13 protein-coding genes are annotated in these 21,102 nt (G+C 59.7%); 11 read left to right on the forward strand and 2 right to left on the reverse strand.

Annotation, left to right across the window (positions count from 1 at the left end):
• The first annotated feature begins 183 nt into the window (after positions 1-183).
• Together AC1DXO_RS18465 and AC1DXO_RS18470 are read left to right on the forward strand one after the other, a co-directional pair.
• Positions 184-1,425, forward strand: a complete 1,242-nt coding sequence (locus tag AC1DXO_RS18465; RefSeq protein ID WP_476979651.1) for a hypothetical protein — start codon at positions 184-186, stop codon at positions 1,423-1,425.
• A gap of 71 nt (positions 1,426-1,496) precedes the next feature.
• Positions 1,497-2,585, forward strand: coding sequence for a right-handed parallel beta-helix repeat-containing protein (locus AC1DXO_RS18470; RefSeq protein WP_476979652.1), 1,089 nt, complete (start codon positions 1,497-1,499; stop codon positions 2,583-2,585).
• An 85-nt stretch (positions 2,586-2,670) separates the two neighbouring features.
• On the opposite strand, the gene AC1DXO_RS18475 is transcribed toward AC1DXO_RS18470, so the two are convergent.
• The gene (locus AC1DXO_RS18475) at positions 2,671-6,042 is read right to left on the reverse strand and encodes a glycosyltransferase (protein ID WP_476979653.1); all 3,372 of its coding nucleotides are present in this window, start codon (positions 6,040-6,042) and stop codon (positions 2,671-2,673) included.
• Positions 6,043-6,357: 315 nt separating this feature from the next.
• Between AC1DXO_RS18475 and rfbC the strand changes: the two genes are divergently transcribed.
• The 9 genes from rfbC to AC1DXO_RS18520 all read left to right on the forward strand — a co-directional run bounded on the left by rfbC (position 6,358) and on the right by AC1DXO_RS18520 (position 19,843).
• A complete protein-coding gene (gene rfbC, locus AC1DXO_RS18480) occupies positions 6,358-6,903 on the forward strand; it encodes a dTDP-4-dehydrorhamnose 3,5-epimerase (protein ID WP_476979654.1) in 546 nt (181 codons plus the stop codon).
• 53 nt (positions 6,904-6,956) lie between these two features.
• Positions 6,957-8,003, forward strand: coding sequence for a dTDP-glucose 4,6-dehydratase (gene rfbB / locus AC1DXO_RS18485; RefSeq protein ID WP_476979655.1), 1,047 nt, complete (start codon positions 6,957-6,959; stop codon positions 8,001-8,003).
• 162 nt (positions 8,004-8,165) lie between these two features.
• Positions 8,166-9,041: a dTDP-4-dehydrorhamnose reductase gene (gene rfbD / locus AC1DXO_RS18490; protein ID WP_476979656.1), complete on the forward strand. Its 876-nt coding sequence runs from the start codon at positions 8,166-8,168 to the stop codon at positions 9,039-9,041.
• Positions 9,042-9,295: 254 nt separating this feature from the next.
• On the forward strand, positions 9,296-10,273 hold the full coding sequence (locus AC1DXO_RS18495; RefSeq protein ID WP_476979657.1) for an SIS domain-containing protein: 978 nt from the start codon (positions 9,296-9,298) through the stop codon (positions 10,271-10,273).
• Between the two features lie 33 nt (positions 10,274-10,306).
• A complete protein-coding gene (locus tag AC1DXO_RS18500; RefSeq protein ID WP_476979658.1) occupies positions 10,307-11,620 on the forward strand; it encodes an RraA family protein in 1,314 nt (437 codons plus the stop codon).
• 84 nt (positions 11,621-11,704) lie between these two features.
• The gene (locus AC1DXO_RS18505) at positions 11,705-12,916 is read left to right on the forward strand and encodes a hypothetical protein (protein ID WP_476979659.1); all 1,212 of its coding nucleotides are present in this window, start codon (positions 11,705-11,707) and stop codon (positions 12,914-12,916) included.
• Positions 12,917-12,983: 67 nt separating this feature from the next.
• Positions 12,984-13,853, forward strand: a complete 870-nt coding sequence (gene rfbA, locus AC1DXO_RS18510) for a glucose-1-phosphate thymidylyltransferase RfbA (RefSeq protein WP_476979660.1) — start codon at positions 12,984-12,986, stop codon at positions 13,851-13,853.
• 415 nt (positions 13,854-14,268) lie between these two features.
• Positions 14,269-18,870 (forward strand): glycosyltransferase, encoded by a 4,602-nt coding sequence (locus tag AC1DXO_RS18515; RefSeq protein ID WP_476979661.1) that lies wholly within the window; start codon positions 14,269-14,271, stop codon positions 18,868-18,870.
• Between the two features lie 280 nt (positions 18,871-19,150).
• Complete coding sequence (locus AC1DXO_RS18520) at positions 19,151-19,843, forward strand: TylF/MycF/NovP-related O-methyltransferase (RefSeq protein ID WP_476979662.1); 693 nt, start codon at positions 19,151-19,153, stop codon at positions 19,841-19,843.
• A 114-nt stretch (positions 19,844-19,957) separates the two neighbouring features.
• Here the strand turns inward: AC1DXO_RS18520 and AC1DXO_RS18525 are convergent, their stop codons facing one another.
• Positions 19,958-21,007, reverse strand: coding sequence for a sulfotransferase family protein (locus AC1DXO_RS18525; RefSeq protein ID WP_476979663.1), 1,050 nt, complete (start codon positions 21,005-21,007; stop codon positions 19,958-19,960).
• Between the last annotated feature and the right edge of the window lie 95 nt (positions 21,008-21,102).

A 21,102-nucleotide genomic window follows, 5' to 3' on the forward strand; every position in this document is an offset into this window, starting at 1 on the left:
GATGGGGCAGGGGGGCGATAAAACTTCGATAAGCCGCTTAACGTCAGATGCCGCAGATCCCTTATGAACAAGACGGCACAGGGCGCAGGACGAGGAATATGCGGCAAAAATTTGTCACGCAGTAGAATCCCCTCTATAAGCGCTTCAAGACCGAAATCGGTTGTCTATAATCACAGGGAAGCGATGTCGACCGTCGAAGTAAAAGCCCAGGAGTATCGGGGAACCTGTCTATTCGACGGTAACGATCTGAGATTGGTAGTACAGGACCACGGCGCCGAGACGGTCTTCCTTACCTTTACTCCCCGACCCGACATTGAGCGTAACAAGGGTTTTCAAAAACTTGGCTTTGCCCAGAAGTTTGTCGAGAAATACAAATATTCCGGAGTCTATATAATAGCCAAGTGGGCGCACTGGTACCAGACGCCGGAACTGGCGCAGGTCGAGGACATCATTCGCGGCCTCGATTTCTTCAAAGCCGCGCAACACCGTATAGCCTACGGAACCAGCATGGGGGCTTTCGCCGTGCTGCTGTGCTCGCAACGCCTGGGCTGCCAGCAGGCGATTGCTGTCGCTCCCCAGGTGTCGATGAAGCCCTCCATTGTCCGCTTCGAGACACGCTGGAGCGATGATGTCCGCAAGATCGACTTCATCGAGCCCGATGCGCGTTCAGGTATGGCTGAGCCTTGCCGCTACTACGTCGTTTACGATCGCTTCTATGCGCCGGACCGTCAGCATATCGACCTGCTGTGGCACTATGCCGTGACCAGGCTGGACCTGCCGTTCAGCGGTCACAATCTGCTCGACTATGCCCTGCAGACCGGCCTGTCGGACGATTTTCTCAACAGTTTCGCCAGCCCGTCGCACGACCCGGTCGCGGTTTTCACGGCGATGCGCGGACGACGACATGCGACGACGAACTTTTACGAAAAACTGTATCAGATCTGCCTTCAGCGCGGTAAAATCCACTATAGCGGTATCGTAGCGCGGCGTTGGTATGATTTCGACCGGGCGTCGTCGTCGGCCTTTCGGAAATATGCCAAATATCTCCGCGACGACCAGCGCCATGATGAAGCGCTCGAATTGGGGCAGACCTATCTTGCCGCCGGTGGGGACACGATCGCAGCCCATACGGTTATCCGCGACTCGTTATATTCGCTGCAGCGCTATGAGGAAAGCCTGGCCGCCAACGAGGTCCTGTTGCGTGAGCAGCCGGATGATTACGCTCATGTCCATTTCGTTCTGACCGCCCTGCGTCGCCTGCAGGACAATGACGGGATCGTCCGCTTTTGTGAGGCGCAGATGGCGCGGTATAACGATCGCAGCACGTTTCTGAGGGCTTTTGCGGAAGCCCTGGAACAGGACGGTCAGGCCGTCCGGGCAAGGGAAATAACGGCCATGGCAGAGGCCGCCGAAACGCCCCGTTGAGGCGGTTTTTGTCTTGACCTTGCCAGTTTTATCACCCTTACATGCCTGCCTAACTTTAGATGAGACCCAATATGACGAAGAAGCCGCGCCCCCTCGAACGAGCGCATATCGAGATAACTCCGGAGACTGTGGAGACTCTTTACGCCTTGTGCGAGACCTATCCCAACGGCGTCGACGTGCGGCTGAGCGAAGGGCATTTCCAGATCACCAGGACGGTTAAGATTCCGTCGAACTTCACCCTGACCGGTAAGGGACCGGGCAAGACGAAGCTGGAAATGATGCCCCATTCCAATTGCCACCTGTTCACCAATTCCGACTGGACCGACAAGGGCAACGACAACATCGTGCTGCGCGGATTTTCTGTCGAAGGCAATAGCGCCCAGCAGGAAAAGCCCGAGGGCATGCGCAGCCTGACCTTCTGCTGCGCCATCTATATGCGCCAGGTGCGCAGCATTCTCGTCGAAGACTGCACCTTTCACGATATCCGCCAGACGGCCGCCCACTTTACCCATTCGGCAGGTGTCATCGTACGCGGGTTCAAGGCGGACGGCCTGGGCTGGAGCGGCGTGTCGACGACCAACTCCAACAATGTCTGGGTCGAAGACTGCCATGTCTCGAACGCCGGCGGTGACGTCATGCATTCGGCGATCCATATCGACGGCGGTTTGGGCGTCTATATCGACGCCCATGTCAGCGACACGACCGGAAACGGCGTCATGCTCGACTCGCTCCATGCGCATCTGGTCAGCGCCATCGTCAAGGGCTCGGCCAAGCGTTGCCGCCGCGGCGTGTCGCTGAGCGGCGCCTCGATTCATGACCTGCGCAGTGTCTATATCGAAGGCGATTTCAGCGACAACAGTGAAGTCGGTGTCATGGTGTCCAATTCCAGTGCGGTCGCGGTTGCGCACTCGCGCATGACCGGTAACGGCCATCACGGTATCCTTTTCCAGGGCAAAAACGGTGGGCGCGAAACGGTTGTCGTCGATTGTGAGATCACCGGCAATGAAATCGCCGATATCAAGAACGCCCACGCCAGCCACGGCAACTGGGTTTTCACCGATCCGCGTCAGTCGGTTGCCCTGGGCGCCTGGGACATCAATGGCCGGCGCTTCGACGCTGTCGAACGCCCCAAGGCGTTGTGGCACGGTACGCTGGGCTGATCCCGGCTGCGTCGACGCTTCAGAATTAAAAAGCCCGCCGGTAGTTGCTCTGCCGGCGGGCTGTTCGTTTCAGGGCATTGGCGGATCAACGCGTTGGCAGCAACTCTGCAGGCGCTTCGAACAGGCGCTTTTTCAGCGGGAACGGCATATAGGCGCTGCCACCTTCCGAGGTCAGGGAGGCGTGATAGGTCTGGGCATTGATCTCGTAGGTGCGGCGCAGATCCTGCGACCCCTGGCGCGTGAAGCCCAGCAACGGGTCGTTGGTCAGGGAGGCGTCGTGGGCCCGGCCGAACATCAGAGTCGAGGTCAGACGGCCCAGCGCGCGCGGACCGAAGGCCAGTTCGATACGCTGGATATATTCACGATCAGCCGAGACGCGCACGCTGTCGAAGAAACCCACCTTGTCCATGACCGGGTCACGGCGCACGACCAGGGAGATGCACGACCGGTGGGCGATGTAGCCATCGTCCTTGATCACCGGCCGCGCGTCGCTGGTCATGCGCGCCCACTGAGTCTGGACCGCCACAAGGTCCGGCTGGGCCTGAAGGGTGGCGATGCTGATGGCGAGGCGGTCGGGATGCGACCAGTCGTCGGAGTCCTGGAAGGCGATAAATTCGCCCTTGGCCCGCGTCATGCCATTGTTCTTGCTGACGTAGGTGCCCTCATTGTGTGTTTTCAGCTTGAGCGTGATGCGCGGATCCTTGTCACGCAGCGCCTTCAGCAGGCGCGGTGTCGTGTCGGTGCTGGCATCGTCGACAATGATCAGTTCGAACGTCTGGTAGGATTGCTGCAGGATCGAGCGCACGGCCGTGGCGACAAAGGCCTCGGAATTGAAGGTGGTCATGATGATACTGACCAGTGGTCCTTCGGTGACCGGTGGCGTGCCCGCATAGGCGCCCGTTCCGGCCATGCTGTCGAAACTGGGTGGCTGGTCCGCCGTGATACCCTGGGCACCAAGCTGGGCAAACAGGGCATCGAGCTTCGCCAGGGCATTGCCTTCGCCGCGCATCCGGGCCAGGGCGTAGCTGTAGAAGGGCAGGTCATTTTCGAAGTCGGCCCGATCGGCGCAGGCCTCGAGCCAGGCGATCTCGTCTGCCAGCTTGTCGCCATCCGCCGTCTCGCAGCGAATGGCGGCGGCGAGCAGATGCAGGTCGGCGAAGGCCGGATAGAGGTCGAGCCCGCGTTCGACGGTTGTCGCGGCGTCGTCGAGTTGTCCCTGCATGAACAGGTTACGCACCCATTCGCGGTGCAGGCGGGCGCTGCCGATGGACAGATGGGCGGCGATCAGGGCCTGGGAACCATCGAGATCGCCCTGCAACCTCAACGCCTTGACGGCCAGCAATATAGCGTATTCGCGCTGCTGCGGGTGGGCCAGGCGGCCGAACCAGGTCACGACCGCCGGCCAGTCGCTGCGCAACTCGAAGAGGCGCATCAGTTCGAAGCGTGCATCGTCCGCCAGGGGGGTACGGGTTGCGCTGACGACTTCCAGGGACTCCTGTGCTTCGGCATAGCGGCCGGCGGCCATATCGGTCCGGCCAAGTTCAAGGCGGATCGCGGCGTCCTCGGGGCGGGCCTGCGCCAGATCTGCCAGCCGCTCGCGTTCGGTTTCCAGTAATTCCTGCAGGTTGGCCTGGGAACGCGTCGGATTCTTGCGCACGGCCGACAGTTCGAGTTGCAACATCTGACGGGTCAGATCCGGATCGGGCGCCAGGGCCAGGGAGCTTTCATAGGCCGCGATGGCGCCGTCGATATCGTCGCCGGCCAGCAGAAGGTCGCCGGTCAGCCGCAAGATTTCGGGTGATGGCTGGGTGGCCGCGGCGTGGCGCGCAAATGCCAGGGCATGGGCGCGATCGTCGGCGGCCATCAGGCTCCGCGTTATGGCCAGGCTCAGTTGCGCATCGTCGATCTGATCGGGAGAAAACCAGCCGAGCAGGGCAAGAACCGTATATAGACGGCCCTTGTTCGAAGCCTCGCTGACCAGGCGCTTCGGGGCGATCAGCCCGGTCTGGACGCCGCTGATGGCGAGGGCAGCGATGGTCTCGACCGGCAGGAAGGCGCGAACCATGGCGGTAATGACGGTGTGGGCCAACTGGGCGTCGACGGTTTCAGTTCTCTCCGGCTTTTGGGCCAGAAAGTCCAGAATGGCCTGGCAGAAGCCCGATGTCGACACGGCGACTTCGGGCAGGGCGCCTTCGGGCAGGGTCTTGACCCAATTCATGACAGTGTCGGAACGGATGCCGGCGGCGTAGCGCAGCAGGATGCCTGTCGGGACTTCGCCCGGATTTTCGCCTGATGCCCCATTTTCGCCTGATAAATGGGCAGCGGTGTCGATGGCTTCGAAATGTTGCCGCGCGCCGCCCATATCATCGTGCGACAAGGCCAGCCGTGCCATCAGATTGTGATACAGGGCAGGGTTGTCGCAATTGTCGCCGCCGACCTGATCGGCAAACGCTGCGGCGTCGCTGAAATCGCCGATCAGAGCCGAAATCTCGACATAGCGGCAGAGCGCCACGGCGCAGAACGGCACCTGGCTGATCCGCCGTGTCACGCGCACCAGGGCGTCGTCGAGATAACCCTGGTCGGCCAGGGCCGTGACCTTTTCGGTATCGGCCCTGATACTGTCCAGCGTGCCCTTGATATTGTCGGCGGTGATGGTGAAAGCGAAGGTTTCCTGGGACAGGTAGGATGCTGGACTGGCATCTCCCATCTGGCGCAGGCGCATTTCGCCGAAACCCTGGTGCGGGCGGGCGCGCAGCAGGGGGGCTTCGAACACCGCTTCGTAGCCACCACCTTCGGCGGCTACGACGGGCAGGGTCTTGCGGAAAGTCGTGGGCTTCATGACCACCAGTTCCGCTTCGAGCGGGCGGCTTGTCACCGGGTGGCGATCGAAGGGAAGGCTGGCAACCCAGCGGCGCGAATGGGTACGGCGGTAGGTGATGACACCCTGGACCTCGTACAGGCGTATCTGGTCGCGCAGGTCGCGAAGGCGGGCGAAGACCTCGTCCAGTTGCTCCAGTTGCTTGGACAGGCAGCGACGCCGAACGATATTGACCAGGTGTGCCTCGGTCAGGACTTCCGGTACGCGTGTGACACCCTTGCTGTCGATCCATGGCCCTGCCCCGAAAAGGCCTTCGAGCACCCTGGTTTCGTTGCCCGTCAATGGGATGAACGGGCCGAACTGCGCTGGATCCTGTACAGCGAGGGACTGAAAGTGCCGCTGGCTGAATTCGCGGCTGACCAGGATATGGCGCAGGACGTAGGCGTAAATTTCCTTCGACAACCGATCGACAAGATCACCATCGCGTGGATCGCGGCCGAGCAGGAACTTTACCAGCGCCTCGACCCCGAGCGCGCCCGCCGGTTGCAGGAGCACATCGCCGGTTTCGATTGGGGCGGGTGCGTCAGCGGTGGAGGCTCCGGATATCTCAGCGTCGTCTTCTGTTATGATTTGTGTCAAAAGCGCCTGTCCTGAAATCCGGTCCGAAATTCGGTAGCTGTACAATCGATCAATCGATAAAAATTTCCACCTGTCGTGTCAACCGCGCATGACCGGTGTCCGAGCGATTAATTCCATAGGGAAAATAACCCACTTCGGGTCTATTTCGCGGTTGCAGCATCTTGCCAGAGGGGACGAAAATGACGTATCAGGTAGCAGCTGCAGCGCCTTGTCGTGCTGTATATAGATATAAGGTACGTTTGTGTAATTCGAAAGATTACATGGTGTTTGGGTGACCGCAATCTCGCCCTGAACTTAATTTTGGCAGTATTGATAATGCAGTTTCAGACCTATGACCTGTCCGGCCCGGCCTTGATCATACCCAACCGGATTGGCGATGCCCGCGGTTATTTCATGGAGGCCTTCAAGGACGCCTGGTTCCGCGAGCACATTGCCGATGTCGGCTTCGTTCAGGACAACCAGTCCCTATCGGCCCAGGTGGGCACCATTCGCGGCCTGCACTATCAGGAAGAGCCGGTGGCCCAGGGCAAGCTGGTGCGTTGCCTCAAGGGCTCGATCTACGACGTCGCCGTCGATATTCGTCCGGGCTCAACGACCTTCGGTCAGTGGATCGGCGCCGAGCTTTCGGCCGAGAACGCGCATCAGCTTTGGGTACCGGCGGGTTTCGCCCATGGTTTCTGCACGCTGCTGCCCGATACGGAAGTCTTCTACAAGGTCACAAATCCCTATTCGCGCGAACATGATCGCGGCCTGGCCTTCGATGACCCGGAAATCGGCATTGTATGGCCGATCGATATTGCCACGGCGGTATTGTCGGATAAGGATAGGGTGCAGCCAAAACTGGCGGCCTTGCCGCGGTAGGCGGATTATGCCGTCACGGTTGGTTTTTATTACACTTCACGCTGGATGAATTTATGAAGATACTGGTTACGGGGGGGGCAGGGTTCATTGGATCTGCCGTAGTGCGCTATCTGGTCGCCGAGGTCGGCGCCGATGTGCTGAATTTCGACAAGCTGACCTATGCCGGCAATCTCGATTCCCTGGCGCCGATCGAAGGCGCCAACAATTATCACTTCGTCCAGGGCGATATCTGTGACCGTGGCGCGGTGTCGAGGACGATCGAGCAGTTCCGTCCTGATCACATCATGCACCTGGCTGCCGAAAGCCATGTCGACCGCTCTATTACTGGCGCCAAGGACTTCGTCGAAACCAATGTCATGGGCACCTTCACCATGCTGGAGGCGGCGCGTCACTTCTGGAACGGCCTGACCGGCGAGGCCAAGGCCAATTTCCGCTTCCTGCACGTCTCGACCGACGAGGTCTACGGCTCGCTCGGCGAAAACGGCCTGTTCGAGGAAACCACGCCCTACGATCCGTCTTCGCCCTACAGCGCGTCGAAGGCAGCGTCCGACCATCTGGCCAAGGCGTGGCACCGGACCTACGGTTTTCCGGTCGTCGTATCCAACTGCTCGAACAATTACGGCCCCTATCATTTCCCGGAAAAGCTGATCCCGCTCAACATCCTGAACGCCCTCGAAGGCCGCCCCCTGCCGGTGTATGGCGACGGCTCGAACATCCGTGACTGGCTGTATGTCGAAGACCATGCCCGCGCTCTGCACCTGATCTGTTCCAAGGGGCGCCTGGGCGAAACCTACAATGTCGGCGGCCGTAACGAGCGCAAGAATATCGATGTTGTGCGCCGCATCTGCGCTATCATGGACGAACTGCGTCCGCAGGCGGCGCCGCACGACCGGCTGATCACCTTCGTCACCGATCGTCCGGGGCACGATCACCGCTATGCTATCGACGCCACCAAGCTGGAAACCGAACTGGGCTGGAAGGCGCAGGAAAATTTCGACAGCGGTATCGACAAGACCGTGCGCTGGTACCTGGCCAATGAGACCTGGTGGCGGCCCCTGCGCGGCGAGGTCTATACCGGCGAACGCCTGGGCGTGCTGTAGTGTCGCGATTTCGAAGTTCGTATCATTTCGATATCACCCACCGGAGCGAACTTCGAAATCAAAGCGGCACTACAATCTTTAAATACTTGGTGTCCTTTTGATTCTGAAATTCGTACAGTAGCCTATATCGGTAAAAACGAATTTCAGAATCAGGACACCCGGATGCGTATACTGGTTACCGGCAGGCACGGTCAGGTGGTCACGGCATTGCAGGCCGTGGCGCCGCAACGCGTGACCCTTATTCCGCTGGGCCGGCCGGAAACCGATCTCGCTGAGCCCAATACCCTGCAGGACGCGATCGAGGCCGCCATGCCCGACGTGATCATCTCGGCGGCCGCCTATACGGCGGTCGACAAGGCCGAGAGCGAGCCCGACCTGGCGCGCACTATCAACGGCCTGGCGCCGGAGGCGCTGTCGCACATCGCCCGGGAACTGCACGTGCCAATCCTGCATCTGTCGACGGACTATGTGTTCGACGGTTCCAAGGCCGAGCCCTATGGTGAAGATGACGCCACCGGTCCGGTCAGCGTCTATGGTGCCACCAAGTTGCTGGGCGAGCAGGGCATCCGCCATGGCACGGACAACCACGTCATTTTGCGCACGGCCTGGGTTTACAGCCCGTTCGGCGCCAATTTCGTCAAGACCATGCTGCGCCTGTCGGAAACACGCGACGAACTCAATGTCGTCGCCGACCAGCACGGCTGCCCGACTTCGGCGCTCGATATCGCGGCGGCCCTGATCGAGATTGCCCAGAAGATGAAGAAGGATTCGTCACCCCATCTGCGCGGCACGTTTCACTTGACCGCGCCGGATGAGGCGACCTGGGCCGAATTCGCGCAAGCGATCTTCGCCGGCCAGCAGGCGAGGGGCGGCAAGGCCGTGACGGTCCATCCTATCCCGAGCAGCGCCTATCCGACTCCGGCCAAGCGGCCGGCCAATTCACGGCTGAACGGCGCCAAGCTGAAGGCTGCCTATGGTATCGAACTCCCGTCGTGGCGCATGTCCCTGCAGACTGTGCTGGATCAGTTGATCGGTTAACGTGCCCAAGGATCAGGGGGCAGGCGCGGCTTATTATGATGCTACCGCAGGGGCCGGGCGCGATCTCCTGTTTTTGTGTCCGCCCGGTCTCGCTATCCGCTATCTCATACCGCACCGCACACAGTCCTGCCTTCCGTTCTTGACGCAGGCTTCCTGATAGCCTAACCGAAAAGGGCTGCAGGGGCTTCAATCTGCACCTTTTTTTACGTTATTGCATCCTGACGTGGCCTGCCACTATCAAGATAAGGCGCCGTATGACGAACGACTCTGGACTTGCCGACATGTCGAACGATCCCGTCATGGATATCGTGACCCGGGTCATAGAGGCCGAGGCCCGGGCCCTGCTTAATCTGAATCTTGACCGTGCTGCAGTGCAAAACGCCGTCGATCTGATTGCCGGCGATGAATATGCCGTCATCACGACAGGTATGGGCAAGTCGGGCTTTATCGCCGCCAAGCTGGCCGCAAGCCTGTCCAGCCTGGCCATTCCCGCCGCCTATATGGATCCCGCCGCTGCCGCCCATGGTGATCTGGGCCTTGTCCGTCCCGGCTCGACGGTCATCGCCTTTTCCAACAGCGGAAATTCAGGCGAGATCGTTGCCCTCCTGGCGGCCCTGGCGGCACGTAACGTCAATCTCATCGCCATTGTCGGCGACGCATCCTCAAAGCTCGCCAAGGCTTCCGGCCGCAATGCCGTGATCTATGGTTCGGTCGTCGAGGCCGACGGCAACAACCTGGCGCCGACCACCAGCACGACCGTCCAACTGGCCATAGCCGATGCCTTGGCGGTGGCGGCCTCGCGGCGTCGAGGTGTCACCGCCGAGGCTTTCCATGTCAACCACCCCGCCGGATCGCTGGGGCGCCGGTTGGCGACCATCGAACAGGTCATGCGCAGGGACATTCCGAAGGTCGGGCAAAACGCCGACTTCGCCGATGTCATCGACGAGATTTCGGCCAAGCGGGTCGGGCTGGTCTGTATCGTTGACGACGACGACAATCTCGTCGGCATCATCTCGGACGGTGATATCCGCCGCGTTCTGGCATCCAGCCTCGATCCGCGCGTCCTGACGGCGCGCGACATGATGCGCGTCGATCCGACGACCGTCTCGCCCGATGTCCGGGTGGGCACCATACTCGACACAGGTTCGGGGTTTGCGAAGCACCTTTCGCTGCCGGTCGTACGCGACGGCAAGCTGGTGGGCGTGCTTGTGGCCCTGGATCTTCTTCTCTAAAGACACTTCATAATCTTCCCCGAGGTCAATTCCATGCGCACTATCGGTATCGTCCCCGCCAAGGGATCCAGCGAACGTATCCCGTCGAAGAATATGCGGGTTCTGGATGGCGAGTATCTGTTCCGCCGCAAGCTGCGCCAACTGGTTGAAAGCGGCGTCTTCGACGAGGTCTGGCTCGACACCGAATCCGAAGAGATGATCAAGGCGGTCGGCGACCTGCCGGTGAAGGTCCTGCGTCGCGATCCGACCCTGGCCAACAACGCCACCGACGGCCATGAACTGTTCGCCAATTCCTGTCGCAACATCCCCGGCGGCGATCTGTACGTCCAGTGCCTGTGCACGGCGCCCTTCGTCGCTCCGGATACCCTGAAACGCGCCGTTCAGGCCATGCGTGACAATCCCACTGCTGACAGCCTGGTCGCGGTCAACAAGACCAAGCTCTATGAGTGGGCCGATGGCGAGCCCGTCTATGGCCGCGGCCGCATTCCCAACAGCGTCGACCTGAAGCCACGCATCATCGAGGCGATGAGCCTGTACATGGTGCGCTCGACGTCTGAAGCTTTCCCGGACAAGCGTTTCGGTGCGTCGCCGATCATGTTCGAACTGACCGAGCTGGAGCAGCTCGACATCAACCACCCGGCCGACCTCGAACTGGCCGAAGCCATCTGCGCCGGCAACCGCCAGAAGGAAACCATGCTGTTCCGGGCCCTGCGTCCGCACCTCAGTTCCTGCGTCTTCTCAGACCTGACCAAGGAACTGGGCATGAAATGCACCCTGCCGGCGGAACTGAAGGCTGTTGCGGGCAACCGTATCCTGGGGCGCGCCAAGACCCTGCAACTGGGCGCCTTGCCGCAAGGCGCCACGCGTGAAGACGGCTCGTGGAAGGGCATCTATGACGCCCTGCAATCCTATGACTTCATTCGTTCGGGCGATGTCATCATGGTCGCGACCGAAGTGCCCAACCGCGCCTATTTCGGTGAGTTGAACGCCCACCTGGCCATGCGGGCCGGTGCGGTCGGCGTCGTGGTCGACGGCTATACGCGCGACGTCGAGGCTGTCCGCCCGCTCGACCTGCCGGTCTTTGCGCGCGGCAACTGGGCCAACGACATCAAGTACGAAGGCACGACCTACGCCATGAACGCCCCGATCACGATGGGCGAATGTCAAATCAAGAACAACGACGTCATTTTCGGCGACGCCGACTCGCTGATTGCCGTGCCTACCGAGCGCTGGGATGAAGTTTTGAAAATCAGCCTGGACACGATTGTCAACGAATCCAAAGTCCGGCTAAATGCCGCCCTTGGTCGTCCGATCGGCGAACTGTTGGATAATTTTGGTTATTTTTAATCTCTGACGCGCTTTGCGTCGCCTAACCTTCGATATTGCTATACACCGCGAGCCCCAAGATGCGGTGGCGCCTGGAGTTGGATAATGACCCTTAATCTTATTGCCCTGCGCTGGCACCACTGGCTGATGTTCATGTGGCTGATCAAGGCCTATTACGTCAAGCGGGGCGAAGAGACCCTTTTCATTGCCAAGCGGCCGCAGTTCAAGCCCCTGGCCAGGATCGGCCTGGAATACGGCAAGGATTTTATCGCCATCGACGAGGTCCCGGCCTTCCTTGAAAAGAACAAGGACCGCGACATCAACATGGTCATCCATCACCATCCGTCGACCCTGCCCGAATGGGCGATCATGGTGCCTCCGACCGTCACCAATACACTGACCATGACGTTGTATGGCGATGGCTATACCAACCGCCTGCTGGGCGGCAAGGAAGTTGCCGGGTTCGTGGCCGGGCTGCCGCACGTGACCCCGCGCCACCTGCTGTTCTGTCCGGGCTTCCAACCGGTCGGCGGCGGGTTCCTCAAGGCGTTCAAGCGTGATGTGCTGGACTACAGCCTGATGGAGTCGATCTTCACCTTCCCGCGTTTCCGCGCCCTGGCGGAATCCGCGGCGGCCGACATCAAGGCCTTTGCCGGCGATCGCCCGATATTGATCGCGGCGTTGCGACCCTGGGGCAGCACGACCTTCGCCGAAGGCATGGTCCAGTTCGACAAGCCTGAGGACCAGTTCGTCGAAATCGTGCTGCAGACCATCGCAGCCATCGAAACCGAGATGAACACCGAGTTCGCCCTGATCATCCGGCCCGACCTGCGCGGTGGAGAATTCATGGACAACGCCCTGCTGGGCTTGGCGCACCGTTTGGGGGAGCGCAAGTTCCTCGACATGAATACGGTGTGGCCGGACTACATCGCCATGGAGCCTCTGATGGGCAACCTGCCGGAACTGCTGGGCAATAATGACTTTGTCGTCTCCAGCTTCGACTCGACGGCCTCAGTACCTTTCATTACGCTGGGCATCGGCAAGCGGCACTATATCGGCTCGCCAGAAGCGACCGTGCGTGAATGCACGGGCGACCGCGGCGCCTTTGAGTTCCTGGTCGGCCGCATGGCGTTGCTGAAGAAGTTCCTCGACGAACTGGCGATCGTCGGCGGTGGCCGGGCCACCCACCTGGATGGGCTGTTCGTCAGGACACAGTTGATGACGCCGGAGGAAATGGCGGTGTTCGACGCGGACAAGGCCAACAGGGGGACGGCCGTTCCCGACGTCCCAGGCACCATCGACGCCCGTACGCTCTAGCAACAACTGTCATCGCAATGTCTCCGCCACGCTTAATAATAGTAGCACATAGTTCAAGGATAGGTTCATGAAGGGTATAATTCTGGCAGGTGGATCGGGGACGCGTTTGCATCCGATGACCATCGGCGTTTCCAAGCAGATGATGCCCGTCTACGACAAGCCGATGATCTATTATCCGCTGTCGACCCTGATGATGGCCGGCATACGCGATGTCCTGATTATCTCGACGCCGCACGACCTGCCGCTGTTCCGTAAACTGCTCGGGACCGGTGAGCAGTGGGGTATCAAGCTATCCTATGCCGAGCAGCCGAGCCCCGACGGCCTGGCTCAGGCCTACGCCATCGGCGCCGATTTTGTCGGCCGCCAACCGTCGTGCCTGATCCTGGGCGACAATATCTATTACGGTCCCTCCCTCTCGAGTTCGCTGGAAGAAGCCGCAAAGATCCAGAGCGGCGCCAGTGTCTTTGCCTACCAGGTCTCGGACCCGGAACGCTACGGCGTGGTCGAGTTCGATGCCGAGTTCCGTGCCCTGTCGATCGAGGAAAAGCCGATCCGTCCGCGTTCCAACTGGGCGGTGACGGGGCTGTACTTCTACGACAGCCAGGTCGTCGATATCGTCGCCGATCTCAAACCGTCGGCCCGGGGTGAATACGAGATCACCGACGTCAACCGCATCTATCTGGAGCGCGGCGAACTGAGCGTCCAGCCGATCGGACGCGGCTATGCCTGGCTTGACACCGGCACGCCGGATTCGCTGCTCGATGCCGCCGAATTCGTCCGTGTTCTGGAAAAGCGCCAGGGCTTCAAGATCGCCTGTCCGGAAGAAATCGCCTGGCGTCGCGGTTATATCAGCGCCCGCGACATGGAAAACCTGGCCGACGGTCTGGGCAAGAGCGATTACGGCCGCTATCTGCGCAAGTGCCTGACCGGCAACTGAACCGGCGCGGGTTTCCGAGACGGAATTGATGCCATACTGGATTTGTAACCTGGGCGCCTTCTTGCGCACCTGGCGCGCCGTGTGCATTATGCCTTGGCGCTGGTGCTTAACTACCGTGTGCACGTGCGGAAAGCAGCTCGCGCTCGCATAGGCTGAATGGGTTGGCTAATTTGCTACAGACCCAATTTCGCACTGCGTTAGGACCATTCCGTTGTTGCGTTGCACCAAAAAATATAGATAGTGTTATTTGAGGCTATAAAATGGCAGGCGGTGGGTGAATTTTGAGCCAGTTTGATACACTTTCGGTACGTGTATTGGTACCATCAGATAATCGTTCGGCGTGTTTAGATCTTTACTTGGTCAGTAAATTTTAACTGGTGGTTGGACTGATCGTAATATGATTAAAGAGAAAACCATGCTGGTTGGAACTTCTTTTTTTGATAATACTGTACTGGGTGAACCGGTTTCTGACGGTAAGCTCAAGCGTCACTGGTACCTGACCGCCGAAGATGTTAATGATATCGCGCGTGTCGAATTCACATTCCGTGACTTCGGTGAAGCTGGCAGCCATGCCCCCGTCCTGCAGATCAACACCGAGACCTGTCGCGGTCACGTCAGTTTCTACTGTGAAATCCCAGCCGAGATTTTGAACGGCAGCCAGGACATCACCTACAGTCTGGAAGCGCGTTGCCTGCAGTCGGGCAATAATCTTCTGCATGCCCGCATCGTCAATTCGCAGGCGCAGCTTGTCGCTTTCGACGTCGAAAGCCTGGGTAATGGCGTCGCATTGGACGACGAATGGAGCGAGCACGTTTATCAGCAGAGGTTGGATGTCACCACGCCCAATCCCGTCTCCTTCATGACCCTTGTGGTGGCTCCCGGCATACACAACCTCTATATTTCCAAATGCAGTCTGGTCGAGGACGGCGAGACATCGCTCATGCCGTTGGCGCCTACCGCGCGCGATGCGGCGGATTTTTCGGCGGCCGGTGCGGCGCCTGAGACTCCCCGTCATCAGGCCGAAACTCTGTCCGAGACAGTAGCGTCGGCCACGACAGATGCGGCCGTTTCGGGGGAGACAGCCCGTGAGCCGCGCGTCGGCGTCATAGGCTGGAGCATGGGCCACAATCCTGCCGGCCGCTCATACCTCATCGCCGACCTTCTCAGCGGGCGGTACAATGTCGAACTGGCGGGCCCCCTGTTCCCGCGCCATGGTGCCAGGCTGTGGCAGCCGCTGGAAAACCTGAACAAGTTCCCGATCCACACCTTCGCCGTTACCAGCTTCCGCGACTTCATTGAAAAGAGCCTCGAATTCGTCAAGACGCACCCCTACGACGTCGTCTATATCTGCAAGCCGCGCTTCCCAAGCCTGTATATAGGCATGCTGTACAAGCTGATCTGGAATGCGGCCGTGGTGCTCGACATCGACGATTCAGAGCTGTCCTTCTTCAATCAGGACACGGGCTATTCGTTTGACGAACTGACGACCCACCTGCGCCCGCTCGACTGGGAATGGCCCTACAGCGAAAAGTGGACGCGTTACGCCCTCGACATGCTGGACATCGCCGATACGGTCACGGTGTCGAACAAGACCCTGCAGGAACGCTTTGGCGGCACCATCGTGCGGCACGCCCGCGACGAAGCCGTTTTCAATCCAGCGCTGTATGATCGTGAAAAGACGCGCACCGAACTGGGTTTTGCGCCGACGGACAAGATCGTCCTGTTCCTCGGAACGCCCCGCCTGCACAAGGGTATCAATCGCGTTGCCGCGGCGCTGGACGCCATCAGCGATCCCGATGTTGTGCTATGCGTCATCGGGACGGCAGCCCGCAACGACATTTCTCCACCCTTGTCGAGCTACAAAAACGCCCGCATCGCCACCTTCGACAATCAGCCTTTCGAGCGGTTGGCCGAACTGGTCAATATCGGCGACGTCGTCTGCATCCTGCAGGACGAGGACTCGCTGGTCTCGAAGTATCAGATCCCCGCCAAGCTGACCGACGCCATCTCCATGGGCGTGCCCATTCTGGCGTCGCCGGTGGCCCCCATGCAGGACCTCATCGAGCAGGGCGTCGCCGTCGAGATCACCCGGGACAATATCGAATCCGTGCTGCGTGAGGTTCTCTCTGACCTGCCCAGCCTGGCGCCGAAAGCGGCACTTGGCCGTCAGGTCTTCAGCGAGGGTTTCAGCTATGCAGCCAATGCTCCGGTGGCCCAGGCGGCCGTTCGCGAGGCGATAGCCACAAAGCACGTCGTGCCGCCGGCCTACGGGCGCCTGTTCGACCTGCTGCAACGCGGTGCGCCGAAGGGGATGTCCGACCAGGATGCGGCCGACCTGCTTGACGCCCTTGAAAATCCGCAGTTGATCCAGAGCCCGGCCACTGGGGCCGCGCCTGCCGCGCGCAACGCGGAAACGCCGGTGGCAGCTTCCGAAGTCGCGCCGGACATCGCAAAAGAGCCCGAGCCACAGTTTAGAACCATTCCCGCCAGCCAGCCGACGCCGCATAAACCGGGTGTCGCGACTGTGGGCGTCATCGGCTGGGATTTGGGTCACAATCCGGTGGGTCGCTCCTACCTTGTCGCTGAACTGCTGAGCAAGGCTTACAATGTCGAACTGCTGGGACCGCTTTTCCCGCAGTACGGCACGGAGCTGTGGAAGCCGCTGCAGGGCGCGACCAAGCTGCCGATCCATACCTTTCGCTGTCAGGACATGGCGGAATTCGTCTCCAAGAGCATTGCCTTCGTCAAGAGCCACCCCTACGACGTCGTACATGCCTGCAAGCCGCGGTTCTCGGCGATGTTCCTGGCCCTGTTATACAAGCTGATCTGGAACAGCGCCGTCATCGTCGATGTCGACGATTACGAACTGTCCTTCTTCAATACCGACAAGGGCTATTCCCTGGCCGAACTGATCCCGCTTCTGACCGAGGAGGACTGGAAACAGCCCTATCTCGAAAAGTGGACCAAGTACGCCAACAACATGATGGATATCGCGGACTCGGTCACGGTATCGAACCCGACCCTGATGCGCCTGTTTGGCGGCATCATTGTTCGTCACGCCCGCGATGAGACGGTCTTCGATCCCAAGCTGTATGATCGTGACAAGGTGCGGGCGGAATTCGGCTTCAAGCCTTCCGACCGCGTCATCCTGTTCATTGGCACGCCCCGCCTGCACAAGGGCATTATCGAGGTTGCCGAAGCGCTCGACAAGATCAACGATCCGGACGCCGTCCTGTGCATTATCGGCACTATCAACGACAAGCGCGTCAGGGCGGCCTTCGAGGCGTACAAGAAGGCGCGCGTCGTCTTCTTCGACGACCAGCCCTTCCAGCGTCTGGCCGAACTGACGACCATGGCCGACCTGAGCTGCATCCTGCAGGCGCCGGACCATGCCATTGCGCAGCACCAGATTCCGGCCAAGCTGACCGACGCCATATCGATGGGTGTACCGGTCCTCACAACCCGGGTGCCGCCGCTCAGCGACCTGATCGCCTCGGGCGCCGTCATCGGAGTCGCACCCGACGAACTGGCGTCCAAGCTGAAAGAACTGCTGGCCTCGCCGCAGGCCCTGGCGCGCCAGGGCGCCATGGGGCGTCGCTTCTTCGCCTCCGACTTCAGCTATCAGGTCAATGTGCCGCGTCTGAAGCTGGCCGTCGATCAGGCCGTGGCCGAAAAGCAGGCCGTATCCAGGGACTACCGCACGCTGCTGAAATTGATGCAGCAGAAGCTGAAAACAGCCTTCGAGCCCGACGATTTCAGGACCTTGCTGAAGGCTATTCCGGCCAGTCGGCAGTGGGGCGCGATCAATTTCGCCGAGAAGGTGAACGTCGCCTATTTCTGGAAACAGAATGATTCCGGCGTCTATGGCCGCCGCCAGGACATGCTGGTCAAGTACCTGCTCAATTCGGGCCGGGTGAACACCATTGTTCACTTCGACGCACCGATCGGCATTTCCAACCTGATGGGCAATGTCGTCACCGACGATACAGCCAAGTTCCAGCAGGGTAATTTCGTCGTTCGCAACACCATGGAGCGCTTCCTCAAGATGCGCGACGAGCCGGGACTTATGCGGCGTACCTTCATCTATGACGACCGTGACGGCGCCACCTTCATGGGCCGCAAGCTGCCCAAGCTGTCGGGTTTTCCGGATTTCGTGGCGGCGTCTCTGGAGGAGGCCGGGGTGAAGGATAACCTGATGGCTGTGGTCTGTCCGGTGCAGTTCGACTTCCGCAATGTGATGGAGAAGCTGGAATTCCCCTTCATCATGGCCGACGTCATCGACAATCATCTCGCCTGGCAGGTCAAGCCGGCCTATGAGGCCAGGCTGCGGGCCAATTACGAATATATACTGGGCCAGTCCGACGCCGTGTTTTCGAACTGCGAACCGGTCCAGGCCGCCATGCTGGAATTCAACAGCGGGGTGCAAATCGTGCCGAACGGCGCCGAAATGTTCCCGGAAGGCCATGTCTTCCCCAAGCCCGACTACTACAAGCGCTTGAAGGGGCCGGTCGTAGGCTATGTCGGAAATTTGCGCGATCGCGTCCGCTTCGACCTAATCGCCACCATGGCCGAGCAGAATCCGGACTGGAACATCGTGCTGATCGGCTCGGCCCACGGCAACCAGACGGCCCTGACCTTGCGCAAATACCCCAATATCAATTTGCTGGGCGTTGTACCGTACGAAGAGGCGCTGAACCATATCGCCAGTTTCGATGTCGCCATGATCCCGCATGAACTGGGCACCCTGACCGAAAGCATGAATCCGCTGAAACTCTACGTCTATTCAGCGGTCGGTGTACCGGTGGTCAGCACGCCCGTACCCAATCTCGACGACCTGCGCGACACCATCTATGTCGCCGAGAGCGACGAGGACTTTATCGCCTGTATCCGCCAGGCTATCGCCGATAAGGCGGCCGGCAAGGCCCGTTCGGTTGGACGCGATGCGATGCGTGAATTCTCGTGGGAAAAGCGCGTCGAGGATATTTTCAAGGTGCTGGAAGCTGCGGCACAGTCTTAAATCCGTCCGCCTTTCCGGAAGCTTGGCGATCCGCCACAGCCGCGCGGCAGTGCGCCCGACGCGGTTAGATTTCCTTCGTTCCGTGGGGAAGGCAGGGTAGCCAAATAATCTTTTGCGCTGCGGCCTCGCGGTTGCACATCTTGATTGACAACCCTGTTAAGCTCGGGCTTCCTGTTGTCAGGCTTGGGGTCCAGTAAGCGTTCTTTTCACGATTTTCTAATGCGGCCCGACATTGTTCCAAGGACAGTGTGCGCGCGCAAATCATATGCGGGAGTCAAGAATGACGGTTGATCAGCGCACGCAGCTCAATATCAGGAATTTGAACAGCGCGAATGTCTGGGATTTTGAGAATGCCTTCTATTGGTACAGTCATCCGGCCCGGCTGAACAAGCTGCTGGCCCATTATGAGCTCTACAAGACCATTATCCATTTGCCGGGTGACGTCTTCGAACTCGGTGTCTACAAGGCGGCCTCGCTGATCCGGCTGGCGACATTCCGCAATGTGCTGGAAAATGATTATTCCAGAAAGATCGTAGGTTTCGATGCCTTCGGCAAGTTCCCAAAAGACAATCTGACCTCGACCCTCGATCTTGATTTTATTGAAGAATTTGAAAAGCAGGGCGGGGACGGGCTGAACCTCAGCGAGGTCGAGGCCATCATTGAGCAAAAGCATTTCCAGAATGTGCACCTGCGCGAAGGCAATGTCTTCGAAACCGTTCCGCAGTATCTGGAAAAATACCCGGCCACGCGCCTGTGCCTGTTGCACCTGGACATGGATGTGAAGGAGCCGACCGTGTTCGCGCTCAATACGCTCTATGATCGCCTTGTTCCCGGCGGCATCATCGTGCTTGACGACTACAATTCGGTCGCCGGCGAAACCGATGCCGTCGACGACTTCGTTCATGAACGCGGTCTGATGCTGGAAAAGATGTCGCACTATTACGTGCCGTCGTTCATCCGCAAGCCGATATAAGGCTAGAGCGCAATCCGATAAAGTGGATGCCACTTTTCGGTTAAATTGCGCGACAAAACAAAAAGTTAGAGCGAAATGACGATTCTACCTAAAGTCATTTTGCTCTAGCGGCCTTTAGTCTTCGCGTGCATACGGCGCTTCCGGCGCCTTGAGAGCGTCGCGTGCCGCCTGATATTTCTCGCGAAAGCTGACAGTCGTTGCACGACTGTCGGCCAGGGCCTGACGCAAATTCCTGATCTTCCGGCGTTCCGCCAATATGGCTTCGCGTGCGATCAGGGCGGCTTCGCGGGCCCGGTCCTTCTGGCTCTCGGTCTTGCCCATTTCGTGGAAAATACCGACGGCAACATTCGTGTAAGGCTTGATTAGCAGCTCAAATTTTGCCCGGATATCGTCCAGGTTGGCGATCCGGTCAGCATGCTTGCCGGCGGCCTTCAGCCGCTTATAGGTTTGCGAGCACAGCACCGCTATTTCGGACTGGGGCAGGTTTTCGTCGCTTCTGCTCAGCAATCCCCGCTGCAGGAAGTCGTCGATCGCCTGGTCGGCGACCGCGTCAGCAGGGGCCAGATCTATGCCCAATTGCGTGACCGCGAGATGACGGGTCGTTCGCCAATCCTTGAGATGGGCGCGCGCCGAACGTATGACGCGAACAAAGGCGCGCGTGTCGCGCTCGGCATCCAGCACATGGCTGAGCCATAGAATGAGCCCCTGGTCCAGGCTGAACCTGTTGCGCGCGCCTAGGGAAAGCGCCACGTCCAGCGGCTGGCGCAGCGGCAGGATAATTTTCACCTCGTAACCGGCGGCCTCCAGGAAATGCAGCCACAGGGGCACCAGGCGGCAGATTCGCGGATCCTTCAGCACGATCAGGTCTGCGGCGTCAAACTCCTCGGCGATCAGGGAAATCGCTTCGCTGCACCAGCCGTCGACGACGTCGTCGGCGATCACGGACAGGTCCAGGCTGCGCCAGTCGAGCCAGCACGATCCCAGATGATGAAGGATGCGGTCATTGAAACGCGCGACCAGGACGGATTCGAAATGACCCTTGGGATTGCTGTCATTGGCACCGATCGGCGTCTTTGGACCGGTCGCGCCCATCAGGGTGAAGCTGCCCGTCAAGGCGGATGTACCGCTGCGATGCATGCCCAATATCAAGATTGCCTGCTTCATCGCCGTTTCACCGCCATTTTGCCGGTTGGAGCCTGATTAACAACCCAAAGCTATACAAGACAAGACTTACCAAAAGGGAAGGGCTGTCATTCCAA

This window comes from Asticcacaulis sp. P2_C5 (assembly GCF_056404555.1).

Bases quoted from the DNA above. Each gene is read 5' to 3' on its own strand.
- AC1DXO_RS18465 (WP_476979651.1), top strand. From the start codon at position 184: ATGTCGACCGTCGAAGTAAAAGCCCAGGAGTATCGGGGAACCTGTCTA.
- rfbD (WP_476979656.1), top strand. From the start codon at position 8,166: ATGCGTATACTGGTTACCGGCAGGCACGGTCAGGTGGTCACGGCATTG.
- AC1DXO_RS18520 (WP_476979662.1), top strand. From the start codon at position 19,151: ATGACGGTTGATCAGCGCACGCAGCTCAATATCAGGAATTTGAACAGC.
- AC1DXO_RS18495 (WP_476979657.1), top strand. From the start codon at position 9,296: ATGACGAACGACTCTGGACTTGCCGACATGTCGAACGATCCCGTCATG.
- rfbC (WP_476979654.1), top strand. From the start codon at position 6,358: ATGCAGTTTCAGACCTATGACCTGTCCGGCCCGGCCTTGATCATACCC.
- AC1DXO_RS18500 (WP_476979658.1), top strand. From the start codon at position 10,307: ATGCGCACTATCGGTATCGTCCCCGCCAAGGGATCCAGCGAACGTATC.
- rfbB (WP_476979655.1), top strand. From the start codon at position 6,957: ATGAAGATACTGGTTACGGGGGGGGCAGGGTTCATTGGATCTGCCGTA.
- AC1DXO_RS18505 (WP_476979659.1), top strand. From the start codon at position 11,705: ATGACCCTTAATCTTATTGCCCTGCGCTGGCACCACTGGCTGATGTTC.
- AC1DXO_RS18525 (WP_476979663.1), bottom strand. From the start codon at position 21,007: ATGAAGCAGGCAATCTTGATATTGGGCATGCATCGCAGCGGTACATCC.
- rfbA (WP_476979660.1), top strand. From the start codon at position 12,984: ATGAAGGGTATAATTCTGGCAGGTGGATCGGGGACGCGTTTGCATCCG.
- AC1DXO_RS18470 (WP_476979652.1), top strand. From the start codon at position 1,497: ATGACGAAGAAGCCGCGCCCCCTCGAACGAGCGCATATCGAGATAACT.
- AC1DXO_RS18515 (WP_476979661.1), top strand. From the start codon at position 14,269: ATGCTGGTTGGAACTTCTTTTTTTGATAATACTGTACTGGGTGAACCG.